The following is a 13,992-nucleotide window of genomic DNA, read 5'->3' on the forward strand; positions in this document are numbered from 1 at the left end:
GCTGCGCGCGGCGACGTCGCTACTCGGTGCGCAGGCCGTCCGGCCGCATCAGTCTCAGCAGTGGCGGCAGGCTCAGCAGTGTCACCACGAGTACGACGCCCGCGCCGATGCCGGTCATCGACAGCACGCTCGGCCAGTCCACGCGGACCGACGTGTTGGTCATCCGCAGCAGGACCGCGCCCAGGGCGATGCCCACCGTCGCGGCGAGCAGCAGGCCCAGCCCGATCGGGATGGCCGTCTGCCACAGCACCGACAGGCTGAGGGTGCGGCGCCGGGTGCCGAAGGCGACCAGGGCCGACAGCAGCCTGCGGCGTTCGCGCAACTGCTCCAGCTGCGAGACCAGCAGACTCGCCCCGATCAGCGCCAGCACGCAGGCGGAGCCGACGGACAGGCCGGTGCGGATGGTGGCGTAGCGCTCGTTGCTCTCGATGCTGTGCCAGGTCATGGGCTGAACCACGGGGTCGAACCGCGCGGCCGTGTTGCGCACGTGCTCGTAGGCGTCCGGCACCGAGGGGTCCACGCTCACGAAGAGCCGGGTGGAGGCGGCCGCCGCGAGCTTCGCGGGCAGCGCGCCGGGCGTGATCAGGATGCCGCCGCGCTCGTACCCGGTGGGGTCCTCGCGGGGCCGGGCAGGACGGATGTCCTCCGGCACGGTCCAGGAGACCGCGTGGCCGTCCGAGCGGGCGCCGTCGCGGTCCGGCTCGGTCCACAGGGCCGTGCCCGGCTCGGCCAGGTGATCACTATCGCTGTCGTACCGCGAGCCCTTGACGGCGAAGACGTCCCCGTCGCGGCAGGAGGGGAGCGTGGCCACCTCGCGCAACGACGCGCAGTCGGCCATGGTGATCTGGATGAAGGAGTCCTCCTGGTCCCGGTCGCGCAGATAGGCGTCGGACAGTGCGGTGACCTTGCGCACGCCCTCGGTGTCGCGGTACTTCCCGGCTACGGCCGCGGCGTCGGAGCCCTCCGGCACGTCCACGCTCATCTGGGCCCGGGAGACGTCGTACCGCGATGCCCTGGTGTAGGTGCCCTCCACCCCGGCGAACAGCATCTGCAGGGCGATCGCACCGGCCACCGCCACGGCGATGCCGTTGACCAGCCGGGCCGCCGCACCACTGCTCAGCTGGAGTCTGCGTACGGCAAGTTGCCAGGCGACCCCGCCCGGGCCCAGCCGGGCCACGACCGTCTCCACCACCCAGGGGAGCAGGGCCGTGACGCCCACCAGCAGGAGCATCACGCCGCCGACGACGAGGTACTGGTTGAAGTTCCCGCCGTCGTCGCCCTGCCCGATCATCGGGTAGAGCAGCGCGAGCCCGCCCAGCGGCAGCAGCAGCCGCCACCACAGCCGGCGCCGCGCCGGCTTGGCCGTGCGCACCACGCCGAGCGGCTCGATGACCACCCCGCGCAGGGCGAGGATCGTCACCAGGACCGCGGCCGCCGGCACCGCCAGCGCGACCAGGACGGCCAGCACGGGCGAGGGGTTCAGATAGCTCGGGAACACGCTGACGTGGAAGACCTCGACGGAGGCCGCCAGTTGACGTCCGAGCAGGAAGAACCCGGTGCCCAGGACGAGCCCCAGCACGGAACCGGCGAGTGCCTCGCCGGCGGCGATCCGCCGGGTCATACGGCTGTCGGAGCCGACCAGCCGCAGCGCCGCCAGCCGCCGGTCGCGCCGCTCGCCGCCGAAGCGCACGGCCGCGGCGATGAACACGGCGACCGGCATCAGCAGCACCACGAAGACGACCAGGACCAGCAGGAGCAGCACCGGGTCCCAGCGGTCGGACTGCCTCAGGTCCTCGTTGCCGAAGCGGTCGATCCGGGCCCCGCCGGCGGGACCCTCCAGCACCTTCGCGAGCCCCGTGCCACCCGCGAAATAGGCGAGCTCCTGTGAGCCGACCAGCCCCTGCTCGCCGATGGTGCCCGAGATCCGGTAGTGCAGCCGCTCCCGCAGCAGCTTGCCGTCGTCGGAGGCGAGCAGTTCCTTCAGTGCCGGGGAGACGACCATCTCGCCCGCCGCCGGGAACTTCGCGACTCCCGGGGGCAGCGGAGCCCGCGGGCCCTCCGGCTCCAGCATCCGGCCGCGCACGTCCAGGTCCCGGAACGTGGTGTCCGCGTCCAGGATGATCAGCGTGTCGTCGGCCTTCGGTATCTCCTGCTGGCCGATCGTGTGGTCGCTGCGCGCCGCCTCGCGCCGGTCCCGTTCCGCGAGCGCGCTCGGGATGGCCGTGGTGAGCAGCAGCAGCGCCACTCCGAGACCGACGCCCACGGCCGTGAGCAGCGCCCGGGTCCATCCCTCGCGTCCGCCGGCGAACGCGAACCGGGTGCCCATGGCCAGGTCCCGGCCCCACTGCCCGAGGCTCATACGACGCGCTCCATGTCCCGCGACCTGCCGTCCCGTACGACGATCTCGCGGTCGGAGTACGCGGCCACCCGCGCCTCGTGCGTGACGAGCACCACGGCCGTGCTGGCGGACCGGGCGGCGTCGGTGAGCAGCTCCATCACGCGCTCGCCGTTGAACGAGTCGAGCGCGCCGGTCGGTTCGTCGGCGAACACCACCCGCGGGTTCGTCACCAGCGAGCGGGCGACGGCGACCCGCTGCCCCTGACCGCCGGACACCTCGCCGGGCCGCTTCTTGCGCAGGTCGTCGACCTCCAGCCGCTCCATCCAGGCCAGCGCGGTCCGTTCGGCGTCCTTGCGGGACGACCCGTTCAGCCGCAACGGGAGCGCGACGTTCTCCACGCAGGTCAGTTCCGGCACGAGCTGCCCGAACTGGAACACGAACCCGAACTCCGAGCGCCGCAGCGCACTGCGCTCGGCGTCGCTCATCGCGGTCACCTCGCGCCCGTCGTACGTGATCGAGCCCGAGTCGGGCATGACGATCCCGGCGAGGCAGTGCAGCAGCGTCGACTTGCCCGAGCCGGACGGGCCCATCACGGCGACGACCTCGCCGGGGTGGATGGAGAACTCGGCGCCGTCGAGGGCGGTCGTCGGCCCGTAGGACTTGCGCAGGTCCTGGGCGGTGAGGAGAGAGCCGGCGGGAATCGTCACCGGGCCACCGCCTCGCGGAGCTTGTCCAGACGTGCCGCGGTCAGCTCCAGCCAGCGCAGGTCCGCCTCCAGGTGGAACAGCGCGTGGTCGCAGATGAGCTGGTCGGCCAGGTCGCCCTTGCGCTTGCGGTCGGTGAGGATCCGCATGCTGCGCAGGTGCTCCGAGCGCTGGGTGTCGAGGATGTCGCCGGCGTCGCGGTGGGTGAGCAGCGCCAGGACGACCTTGGTGTAGAGGGTCGACTGGAGGTACGGCTCCGGCTTCTCCGGCGTGGCGAGCCAGCGCTCGACGTCGGTGATGCCGGCCTCGGTGATCGCGTACCGCTTGCGCTCGGGCCCGCCGCCCGCCTCGATGCCGTCGACTTCGACGAGACCGTTCTTCAGCAGACGGGACATCGTCGAGTAGACCTGGCCGTAGTGGAGCGGCCGGTCGTGACCGAACTTCTCGTCGAAGGCCCGCTTCAGGTCGTAACCGTGACGCGGGCCGGACTCCAGGAGTCCCAGGAGAGTGTGACCGATGGACATGCCGACGACTCTACACACCGTGTATACGCCCCATGTATACGCTGGGTGTGCAGTTCATGGCGGGGCGGTAGGGCCGTGCAGGTCGGGGCCTGTTGTCACGGTTCCGCAACAGCCGTGACGCCGGTCCGCTCAGGCGGGCGGCGGGCCCGGGGGCGAGCCTCCGGGCGACCCGGGCGGACGCCCCCTGCGGGGCAGCGGCCCGGTCTCCCGCGGCAGCCGCCCCGCCTCGGCCAGCGCCCTGCGCAGCAGGAACTCGATCTGCGCGTTGGCGGACCGCAGCTCGTCCCCGGCCCACCGCGCGAGCGCCTCGTACACCGCCGGGTCCAGCCGCAGCAGCACCTGCTTGCGCTGCTGCTGCGGCCGGCGCTGGGGGCCCGGACCTTCGCCAGGGACCGTCACTGGTAGAGGGACCCGGTGTTGAGGACCGGCTGCGCGGCACGGTCACCGCACAGCACGACCATGAGGTTGGAGACCATCGCCGCCTTCCGCTCGGAGTCCAGCTCCACGATGTCCCGCTCGGTGATGCGGGCGATCGCGGCCTCCACCATGCCCACCGCGCCGTCCACGATCTGCCGCCGCGCCGCGACCACCGCTCCGGCCTGCTGCCGCTGGAGCATCGCCGAGGCGATCTCGGGGGCGTAGGCGAGGTGCGTGAAGCGGGACTCGATGATCTGCACACCGGCCGCCTCCACGCGCGCGTGCAGTTCCACGGCGAGCTTCTCGGTGATCTCCTCGGCGTTGCCGCGCAGCGAGAGGCCGTCCTCCTCGTGGGCGTCGTAGGGGTACTCGATGGCGATGTGCCGCACGGCCGCCTCGGTCTGGGTGGAGACGAACTCGATGTAGTCGTCGACCTCGAAGGTGGCCTGGGCGGTGTCCTCGACGCGCCACACCACGACCGCGGCGAGCTCGATGGGGTTGCCGTAGGCGTCGTTGACCTTCAGGACGGCGGTCTCGTGGTTGCGTACCCGGGTCGAGATCTTGGTGCGCGAGGTGAAGGGGTTCACCCAGCGCAGACCGTCCTGCCGGATGGTGCCCCGGTACCGGCCGAAGAGCTGGACCACCCGGGCCTCGCCCGGCGCCACCATGTTCAGCCCGCACATGGCGAGGAACGCCGCCAGCGCCACCAGGATGCCGCCGATGATCAGCCCGGCCCGCGCGCCGGCCGGGTCCACCGAGGTGGCGAGCGCGATCAGCCCGGCGCCGGCCAGCAGCCCGAGCAGGCCCAGCAGCAGGGCGAGCCCGCCGCCGATGCTGTGCGCGGTGAACTCCCGCACCCGTGGCGCCGGCATCTCGGGCACATCGGCCGTGACCTGCGTGTCGTGCGTGGACATGGGTGGTCCCCCGTTTCTTCGGTCGAAGCCACTCCTGCATAGCTTCTGTCTAGCTAAGTGATATCACTTTTCCGCGTTCTGGCAACCCTGCGCGTGTCTCGTACGTCGGTTCCGTTGGGATGGGTGCTGATTGTCACGTCCGCAAAGGGCCGGATCGGCAGCCCTATCTCTTATCTCCCGGTGTTAGCTTTCTGAGCTGACCTGAGCGGCGAACCTGTGTGACATGTGAGCACACATGAACGAAGCGGAGCAGATCGGACCCATGGGACGAGCGGAAGAGAGACGCGCCCGACAGCGCGGTGGGCGCCGGGCGGCACCCAAGCGCCGCCGTCCGTCGGGCGCGGCCGGCAAGAGCGGCATACGCGGGCTCTTCACCTGGAAGAAGATCCTCGGCACCTTCCTCGGCCTGTGCCTGCTGGGCATGGGTGCCTTCATCGTGCTGTACATGGTGATCGACATCCCGAAGGGGAACGCCGACGCCAAGTGGCAGAGCAACGTCTACAAGTACAGCGACGGCTCCCTGCTGGGCCGTACCGGCGACCGCAACCGCGAGATCGTGGATCTGGCCGAGGTCCCCAAGCCCGTCCAGAAGACGTTCGTCGCCGCCGAGAACAAGACCTTCTACAAGGACGCCGGCGTCGACCTCAAGGGCACGGCCCGCGGTCTGCTCAACACGGTCACCGGCAAGGGCGCGCAGGGCGGATCCACGATCACCCAGCAGTACGTCAAGAACTACTACCTGACGCAGGAACAGACCGTCTCGCGCAAGCTCAAGGAACTGGTCATCTCGCTGAAGCTGGACCGGGAGAAGTCCAAGGACTACATCCTGGCCGGCTACATCAACACCAGCTACTACGGCCGTGGCGCCTACGGCATCCAGGCCGCCGCCCAGGCCTACTACCGCGAGGACGCCAAGGACCTCTCGGTCGCGAAGGGCGCCTACCTCGCCGCGCTCCTGCAGGCACCGAACCAGTACGACTGGGCCATCGCGTCCGACACCGGTAAGAAGCTGGTGAAAGCGCGCTGGAACTACGTCCTGGACAACATGGTCAAGCAAGGCTGGCTCAGCGAGTCCGAGCGCCAGGGCCTGACCTTCCCGGTCCCCGAGGAACCGAAGGCCGACCCGAGCCTGGGAGGCCAGACCGGCTACCTGGTGAAGGCCGCCAACGCGGCGCTGGAGAAGCAGCTCGTCGCCCAGGGCACCGCCGAGGACGCCAAGCAGGCGGAGGCCATGGTCGACCAGGGCGGCTGGACCGTCACGCTCAACATCGACAAGAAGAAGCAGGCGGCGCTGGAGAAGTCCGTCCAGCGACAGCTGGACAGCAGGCTCGACCCGGCCAAGCGCAAGGTCGACGCGGACGTCCAGGCCGGCGCCGCGTCCGTGAACCCGAAGACCGGTGCCGTGGTCGCCATGTACGGCGGCCGGGACTACCTCAAGCACTACGTCAACAACGCCACCCGCACCGACTACCAGCCCGCCTCCACCTTCAAGCCGGTGATTCTCGCCGCCGCCCTAGAGGGCCAGGCCAAGACCCAGGACGGCACCCCGATCCGGGCGAACACGGTCTACGACGGCACGAGCAAGCGGCCGGTCGTGGACGACGGCACCAAGGTCGGGTTCGCCCCGGAGAACGAGGACGACCGGAGCTACGGAGACGTCACCGTCCAGACGGCGATGAACAAGTCCATCAACTCGGTCTTCGCCCAGATGGGCGTCGACGTCGGCATGTCCGAGGTGATGAAGGTCGCGGGCGAGCTCGGCATGGACACCAAGGGCCTCCAGGCGGTGCCCGCGCAGACCCTGGGCACCATGGGCGCGAGCCCGCTCCAGATGGCCGGCGTCTACGCCACCCTCGACAACCACGGCCGGAAGGTCACGCCCACGCTCCTGAAGTCCGTCGAGCACAACAGCCGCACGGTCACCATCCCGGACGCGGTCGGCGACCAGGTCATCAGCCGTGAGGCCGCCGACTCGGTCACCTCGGTGCTGACCGGCGTGGTCGACGACGGCACCGCCCAGAAGTCCGTACGGAACAACCCCCAGCGTGACGGGCAGCAGGTCGCGGGCAAGACGGGTACGTCCGACAACAACAAGTCGGCCTGGTTCACCGGCTACACGCCCAAGCTGGTCACCTCGGTGGGCCTGTTCGGCGAGGACGCCAAGACCCACGCCCAGGTCCCGATGTACAAGGCGGCCGGCGAGCCCCGCATCAACGGCGGTGACTTCCCGGCGCAGATCTGGGCGGCGTACACCTTCGGTGTGATGGGTGACGTCAGCAAGTTCGACCTGGACACCCTGCAGGGCGCCGCCGTCCAGCCGACGTGGACGCCGACGCCCTCACGGACGCCGACCAAGGAGCCCTCCCAGGAGCCGACGACCGAGGAGCCGTCGTCGTCCCCGCCGCCCACGTCGGAGAAGCCGTCGTCGTCCCCGCCGCCGAGCCCGTCGACGACACCGCCCACCACCACCCCGCCCACGGCCCCGCCGACGACACCGCCGGGCGACGGCCGTGACCCGCTGGACCCGCTCAAGCCGGGCGACGACGGATAGCAGCGCACGCGAAGGGCGCCCGGTGGACACCGGGCGCCCTTCGGCATGTCGCTACGGCGGGTCAGCCGCGGTTCAGCTCGAACCAGACCACCTTGCCCGTGCTCAGCCGGGTCGCGCCCCAGCGCCGGGCCAGCCGGTTCACCAGGTACAGCCCGCGCCCGCCCTCGTCGGTGGCGCGGGCCTGGCGCAGCCGCGGCAGCTGGGGCACGTCGTCGCCGACCTCGCAGCGCAGCACGTCCGTGCGCAGCAGCCGCAGGGTCACCGGCCTCGACGCGTACCGCACGGCGTTGGTCACGACCTCGCTGACCAGCAGCTCGACGGAGTCACTGAGCTCCTCCAGGCCCCAGCGCTGCAACGCGCGCCGGGCCAGCCGACGGGCCCGGCCGGGGGCGGCGTCCTCCGGCTCCAGGAACCAGTACGCCACATCGCTGGGCGCGATCCCGTCGAAGCGGGCGGCGAGCAGCGCGATGTCGTCGTCCCGGTCGCCCGGGCCGAGCATGTCGAGCACCTCGTCGCAGAGCGCTTCCAGGGGCGGCGGATGGTCCGGCCCGGTGAGCTGCGCAACCGCGGCGAGCTTCTCGCGCAGCTGCTCGATGCCCGTCCACACGTCACGCAGCCGGGACTCGACCAGGCCGTCGGTGTACAGGAGCAGGGTCGCTCCGGCGGGCGCGTCCAGCTCCACCGCCTCGAAGTCCACGCCGCCGACCCCGATCGGGGCGCCGGCGGGCACGCGCAGCACCTCGGCGCGGCCGCCCAGGTGCAGCAGGACGGGCGGCGGATGACCGGCGTTGGCGATGGTGATGCGGTGCGATACCGGGTCGTAGACGGCGTAGAGGCAGGTCGCCATGCGGTCCACGCCCAGGCGCTGGGCCTGTTCGTCGAGGTGGTGCAGGACCTCCTGCGGCGGCAGGTCGAGACCGGCGAGGGTCTGGGCCGTGGTGCGCAACTGGCCCATGATCGCCGCCGACGTCATGGAATGGCCCATCACGTCACCGACGACCAGGGCGACCCGGCTGCCCGGCAGCGGGATCGCGTCGTACCAGTCGCCGCCGACCCGGGCCGTCTCCGCCGCCGGCAGGTAGCGGGAGGCCAGCCGTACACCCGTCGGCCGGGGCAGCGTCTCGGGCAGCATGGTGCGCTGCAACTCGTCCGCGATGTAGGCCTCGCGGCCATACAGCACGGCCTTGTCGATGCCGAGGGCGCTGTGCGTGGCGAGCTGGGCGGCCACCAGCAGGTCGTCCGGCTCGAAGGCGATGCGCTCGGGGCGGCGCAGGAACAGCGCGGCACCGATCACCCGGCGCCGGCCGCGCAGCGGCGCGAGAATGGCACGCTGCCCGTCCGGCACGGCGAACTCTCCGCCCTCGCCGAGCAGTTCGGGCAGGGCGGCGCGGGCCGCGGGGGCGTCGGTGAACACCGGGCGCACGCCCCGCAGCACTTCGGCGAGCGCGCTGCCCGGCCGCACCTCGCACAGCTCGGCGCCGACCGACTCCAGCTCGCTCGGCTCGGGCTGCGCGGCCGGCAGGAAGCCGTTCTCCGTGTCCCGCTCCGGAGGTATCCGGTCGGTGCGGCGCAGCCGCAGCACCAGCGGGCCCATGGGCCGCTCGTCGCCGACGGGCAGCGGGTCACGCAGATAGACCAGGATCGCGTCGGAGAAGGTGGGCACGGTGGCCCGGCACAGCCCCATCACGATCTCGTCGAGGTCGATGCCGCGGGCGATCCGCCGGGTGGCGGCCCCCACGAACCTGAGCCGGTCGCCGTCCCGCCGCATCGGCGTGGGCCGGCCCGGCGGCAGGCTCTGCCCGCTGCGGCGCTCGGCCCCGTCGGCGGCCACCGGCGGACGGTCCTGTCCGTCGGCCGGCTGGACCGGAATGCCCTCGGGGGCGGGGCGCGGCCGAGGCGTCTCGCGCTCGGCGGTCTGCTCGGCACCCGGCTGGGAGTGCTCGGAGGCGGGGTCGCTCACGGTGTCCTTGCCCTTGCCGAACGGCGTGGAGGTGCCCGGCTCCGACGTGCCCGGCGTGCTGTGTGCCGTCGTGACCGGAACGGTGACGTCGCCGCCGGGGCGGCCCTGTACCGGTAAGGTGCCCGCGCCCGGCGCTCGCGCCGGTGTCGGGGTGTGCACGAACGCCCCGCGGGGATCCACGGGGTCGACGCCCGTCTGGGGGCGTTCGAACGAGGTCGGCTGCTCCGTCACGCGTGTCGCATCCATCCGTCCGGGGCTGCGCGCCGCGCGCGCAGTTGGTCCCGCCGAAACTCCGATACCCGCAATACATGCCCCAGGAACGGAATTCCCGCGTGGTCAGAGGTTGTTCCTGTGTCACCGGCAGACCGGCCGCGGCCCGCGGGGCCTGCGGTGCAGGCCCTGCCGGTGTTGCCCTCGTACCCCTCGCTCACGTCCTGCCGCCCCTCGGTGACGATCGGTCAAGCCCAGCGCGTGCTCCGGTAGTTGCCGCCGCGCGCCCTTGCGGAGGACGATCCTACGTTTCTTGCCCGGGGGCGCATCAAGGGTCTCATGTGGACACATGCGCGGGCGTACGATCCCAGTCCTCCGGCAGTGACGGTACCCCCCAGGACGGATCCGGGCGCCAGTGCTGCCAGCGTTCCGAGAACGGCGGCCCCCAGTCACGGATCACCCGCACCGCCTCCCGCCCAGCCGCCCGTACCTTTTCGGCCTGTTGGTCGTCCATCAGGCCGTCCCGCCGGGCCTGGGCGAACTCGTCCTCGTCACGCCAGTGCCAACTGCGGTCGGGATGGACGGAGATGTCCAGGAAGTGGTCGACGGAGTCCACGCCGCCCGCCCAACGGGCCAGCGGCTCCTCCAGGTTCACGTACCAGTTCTTGAACCGCCAGCCCGGCTCCCAGAACAGCCACACCGACCAGGGCTCGCCGGGCCGGGCCAGCTTCAGCACGCCCGTGCCGAACCACCGGTCGCGCACCACGGTACGCGGTTTGGTGTAGCGCGACGCAAGCGGTTCCAGGTGCACCGGCGTGCCGTCGGCGAGCACCGGCTTGACGCACTCGGTGCCGGGGGCCAGCCAGACGGCGAGCAGGTCGGCGTCGTCCCGGACGACGGTGACGGGACGCGCGATGTGCACGCGCGTGCCGCCGTTCTCCCGGTAGCGCCACAGGATCCGGCTTCCCGGAGCCCAGAACCCTGCCGCACCACCCGTTTCCACGCGTCTCATCGCTCCACCGTCCGCCATGAACAGATATTAGGTGCCGTAGGCATACGACGCTGCGGCGCGTGTCACGGTTCACGCGCCGGGCACACGTCCGCCCCTGTTGTCACGGGTGCGTCATCCGCAGGACATCCAGCGCCTCGTCGAGCTGCTCGGAGGTCAGGTCCCCGCGCTCCACGTACCCGCCGTCCAGGACGACCTGACGGATCGTCCTGCGCTCGGCCAGCGCCTTCTTGGCGACCTTCGCGGCCTCCTCGTAGCCGATGTACTTGTTGAGCGGCGTGACGACCGAGGGGGAGGACTCGGCGTACTCCCGGGCCCGCTCGCGGTTCGCGGTGATGCCGTCCACGGTCCGGTCGGCCAGCAGCCGTGTCGCGTTGGCGAGCAGCCGGATCGACTCCAGCACGTTCTTGGCGATGACGGGCAGCATCACGTTGAGCTCGAAGTTGCCGGCGGCGCCCGCGGTCGCGACGGTGGCGTCGTTGCCCACGACCTGCGCGGCGACCATCAGCACGGCCTCCGGAACGACCGGGTTCACCTTGCCCGGCATGATCGAGGAACCGGGCTGGAGGTCCGGCAGGGCGATCTCGGCGAGACCCGTGCGAGGCCCGGAGGACATCCAGCGCAGGTCGTTGGCGATCTTCGTCAGCCCGACCGCGATGGTCCGCAGCTGCCCGCTGGTCTCGACGACGCCGTCCCGGGCGCCCTGTGCCTCGAAGTGGTTGCGGGCCTCGGTGAGGGGCAGCCCGGTGGCGCGGGCGACCTCCTCGATCACGGCGGCGGAGAAGCCGGGCGGGGTGTTGATGCCGGTGCCGACGGCCGTACCGCCGAGCGGCAGTTCGGCGAGCCGGGGGAGCGAGGCCTCCAGACGCTCGATGCCGTACCGCACCTGGGCGGCGTACCCGCCGAACTCCTGGCCCAGCGTCACGGGCGTGGCGTCCATGAGGTGGGTCCGCCCGGACTTCACCACGTCGGCGAACTCCTCGGCCTTGCGCTCCAGGGAGGCGGCGAGATGGTCCAGGGCCGGGACGAGGTCGCGCGTCACCGCGGCGGTGGCGGCGATGTGGAGGGACGAGGGGAAGACGTCGTTGGACGACTGGGAGGCGTTGACGTGGTCGTTCGGGTGCACCGGGCGCCCGAGCCGCTCGCTGGCCAGGGTGGCGATGACCTCGTTGGTGTTCATGTTGGACGAGGTCCCCGACCCGGTCTGGAACACGTCCACCGGGAAGTGCTCGTCCCACCTGCCCTCGGCGACCTCTCCGGCCGCCTCCTGGATCGCCTGGGCGATGTCCTTGTCCAGAACTCCCAGCTCGGCGTTGACCTTGGCCGCCGCGCCCTTGATCCGGGCCAGCGCCTCGATGTGCGCGCGCTCGATGCGCTGCCCGGAGATCGGGAAGTTCTCCACCGCCCGCTGGGTCTGGGCGCGCCACTTGGCGTGGGCGGGCACCCGCACCTCGCCCATGGAGTCGTGCTCGGTGCGGTACTCGGTCCTGTCCTGCTCGTCGGTCATCGACGATCACCTCCACGTGTCACAGCGTCAGCGCCGCGACCACTGTTCCCCGTGGAGGCGAATCGTCACCGCCGATGTCAGGCGAGTCCGGGACCCCGTACCGGAATGGACGTGAACGTCGGGGCCGGCGCCGGGTCCTGGAAGAAGTCGTTGCCCTTGTCGTCGACCACGATGAAGGCCGGGAAGTCCTCGACCTCGATCTTCCAGACGGCCTCCATGCCGAGCTCCTCGTACTCGACGACCTCGACCTTCTTGATGCAGTCCTGCGCCAGGCGCGCGGCCGGGCCGCCGATGGAGCCGAGGTAGAAGCCGCCGTGGGCGTCGCACGCGTCGGTGACCTGCTTGCTGCGGTTGCCCTTGGCGAGCATCACCTTGGAGCCGCCCGCCGCCTGGAACTGCTCCACGTAGGAGTCCATCCGGCCGGCCGTGGTCGGGCCGAAGGAGCCCGACGCGTAACCCTCGGGCGTCTTGGCCGGACCCGCGTAGTACACCGGGTGGTCCTTCAGGTACTGCGGCATCTCCTCGCCCGCGTCCAGCCGCTCCTTGATCTTGGCGTGGGCGATGTCGCGCGCCACGACCAGCGGGCCGGTCAGGGACAGGCGGGTCTTCACCGGGTACTTGGTCAGCTCGGCCAGGATGTCGTCCATCGGCTGGTTGAGGTCGATCCTGACCACGTCGCCGTCGGCGTCGAGCTGCTCGTCCGTCGTCTCCGGCAGGAAGCGCGCCGGGTCCGTCTCCAGCTGCTCGAGGAAGACGCCCTCGGCGGTGATCTTCGCGACGGCCTGGCGGTCGGCGGAGCAGGACACCGCGATCGCCACCGGGCAGGACGCGCCGTGCCGGGGCAGGCGCACCACGCGCACGTCGTGGCAGAAGTACTTGCCGCCGAACTGCGCGCCGATGCCGATCTTCTGCGTCAGCTCGAAGACCTTCTGCTCCAGCTCCTTGTCCCGGAAGCCGTGCCCGAGCTCGGAGCCCTCGGCGGGGATCTCGTCCAGGTAGTGCGCGGAGGCGTACTTGGCCGTCTTCAGCGCGTACTCGGCGGACGTGCCGCCGACCACGATCGCCAGGTGGTAGGGCGGGCAGGCCGCCGTACCGAGCGAACGGATCTTCTCCTCCAGGAACTTCATCATGGAGGACTCGTTCAGGACGGCCTTCGTCTCCTGGTACAGGAACGACTTGTTGGCCGAGCCGCCGCCCTTGGCCATGAACAGGAACTTGTAGGCGCCGCCGTCGGCCGCGTACAGCTCGATCTGCGCGGGGAGGTTGGAGCCGGTGTTCTTCTCCTCCCACATGGTGAGCGGAGCCATCTGCGAGTAGCGCAGGTTGAGGTTCTGGTACGCGTCGTAGATGCCGCGGCTCAGGGCCTCCTCGTCGCGGCCGCGCGTCAGCACGTTCTGGCCGCGCTTGCCCATGACGATCGCCGTGCCGGTGTCCTGGCACATGGGCAGCACGCCGGCCGCCGCGATGTTCGCGTTCTTCAGCAGGTCCAGCGCCACGAACTTGTCGTTGCCCGACGCCTCGGGGTCGTCGATGATCCGGCGCAGCTGGGCGAGGTGGGCCGGGCGCAGGTAGTGCTGGATGTCGTGGATGGCCTCCTCGGCGAGCTTGCGCAGCGCCTCCGGCTCCACCTGGAGGAAGGTGCGCCCGTCCGGCCCCTCGACCGTGGAGACACCCTCGGAGGTCACCAGCCGGTAGGGGGTGGTGTCCTCTCCCTGGGGGAGCAGATCGGTGTACGCGAACTCAGGCATCTCAGCCCATTCCTCACTCGACGGACGGCGGCCCGCCTCCGTTGGCGGGCGCCCACCAGCGTAGAACCTGCCGCCGACGGCGGGCTTGTGAGGTAAGGCTCAGTTCGTCA

At 71.1% G+C, this 13,992-nt stretch carries 10 protein-coding genes; 1 reads left to right on the top strand and 9 read right to left on the bottom strand.

Annotation, left to right across the window (positions count from 1 at the left end):
• Window positions 1-19: 19 nt before the first annotated feature.
• The 5 genes from AC0665_RS02955 to AC0665_RS02975 all read right to left on the bottom strand — a co-directional run bounded on the left by AC0665_RS02955 (window position 20) and on the right by AC0665_RS02975 (window position 4,897).
• Window positions 20-2,359 carry an ABC transporter permease gene (locus AC0665_RS02955; RefSeq protein ID WP_478704305.1) on the bottom strand — a complete coding sequence of 780 codons (2,340 nt, stop codon included), beginning with the start codon at window positions 2,357-2,359 and terminating at the stop codon, window positions 20-22.
• Complete coding sequence (locus AC0665_RS02960; RefSeq protein WP_468407177.1) at window positions 2,356-3,045, bottom strand: ABC transporter ATP-binding protein; 690 nt, start codon at window positions 3,043-3,045, stop codon at window positions 2,356-2,358. Before AC0665_RS02960 ends, AC0665_RS02955 begins: the two co-directional genes overlap by 4 nt.
• The gene (locus tag AC0665_RS02965; protein WP_363117050.1) at window positions 3,042-3,566 is read right to left on the bottom strand and encodes a PadR family transcriptional regulator; all 525 of its coding nucleotides are present in this window, start codon (window positions 3,564-3,566) and stop codon (window positions 3,042-3,044) included. Before AC0665_RS02965 ends, AC0665_RS02960 begins: the two co-directional genes overlap by 4 nt.
• A 129-nt stretch (window positions 3,567-3,695) precedes the next feature.
• On the bottom strand, window positions 3,696-3,965 hold the full coding sequence (locus tag AC0665_RS02970) for a type II toxin-antitoxin system antitoxin (protein ID WP_468407179.1): 270 nt from the start codon (window positions 3,963-3,965) through the stop codon (window positions 3,696-3,698).
• On the bottom strand, window positions 3,962-4,897 hold the full coding sequence (locus AC0665_RS02975) for an SPFH domain-containing protein (protein WP_468407181.1): 936 nt from the start codon (window positions 4,895-4,897) through the stop codon (window positions 3,962-3,964). Before AC0665_RS02975 ends, AC0665_RS02970 begins: the two co-directional genes overlap by 4 nt.
• 262 nt (window positions 4,898-5,159) lie before the next feature.
• Here AC0665_RS02975 and AC0665_RS02980 point away from each other — a divergent pair, with 262 nt between their 5' ends.
• Window positions 5,160-7,448 (top strand): transglycosylase domain-containing protein, encoded by a 2,289-nt coding sequence (locus AC0665_RS02980; RefSeq protein ID WP_478604816.1) that lies wholly within the window; start codon window positions 5,160-5,162, stop codon window positions 7,446-7,448.
• A 61-nt stretch (window positions 7,449-7,509) separates the two neighbouring features.
• Here AC0665_RS02980 and AC0665_RS02985 read toward each other — a convergent pair whose 3' ends face one another.
• The 4 genes from AC0665_RS02985 to AC0665_RS03000 form a co-directional block, all read right to left on the bottom strand.
• Window positions 7,510-9,654, bottom strand: a complete 2,145-nt coding sequence (locus AC0665_RS02985) for a SpoIIE family protein phosphatase (RefSeq protein ID WP_478704306.1) — start codon at window positions 9,652-9,654, stop codon at window positions 7,510-7,512.
• A 301-nt stretch (window positions 9,655-9,955) separates the two neighbouring features.
• Window positions 9,956-10,648, bottom strand: a complete 693-nt coding sequence (fomD, locus tag AC0665_RS02990; protein ID WP_468407188.1) for a cytidylyl-2-hydroxypropylphosphonate hydrolase — start codon at window positions 10,646-10,648, stop codon at window positions 9,956-9,958.
• An 82-nt stretch (window positions 10,649-10,730) separates the two neighbouring features.
• Window positions 10,731-12,134, bottom strand: a complete 1,404-nt coding sequence (locus tag AC0665_RS02995) for a class II fumarate hydratase (protein ID WP_468407190.1) — start codon at window positions 12,132-12,134, stop codon at window positions 10,731-10,733.
• Window positions 12,135-12,211: 77 nt separating this feature from the next.
• A complete protein-coding gene (locus AC0665_RS03000) occupies window positions 12,212-13,882 on the bottom strand; it encodes a fumarate hydratase (RefSeq protein ID WP_366054008.1) in 1,671 nt (556 codons plus the stop codon).
• Window positions 13,883-13,992 lie beyond the last annotated feature (110 nt).

The organism is Streptomyces sp. NPDC043685 (assembly GCF_056436585.1).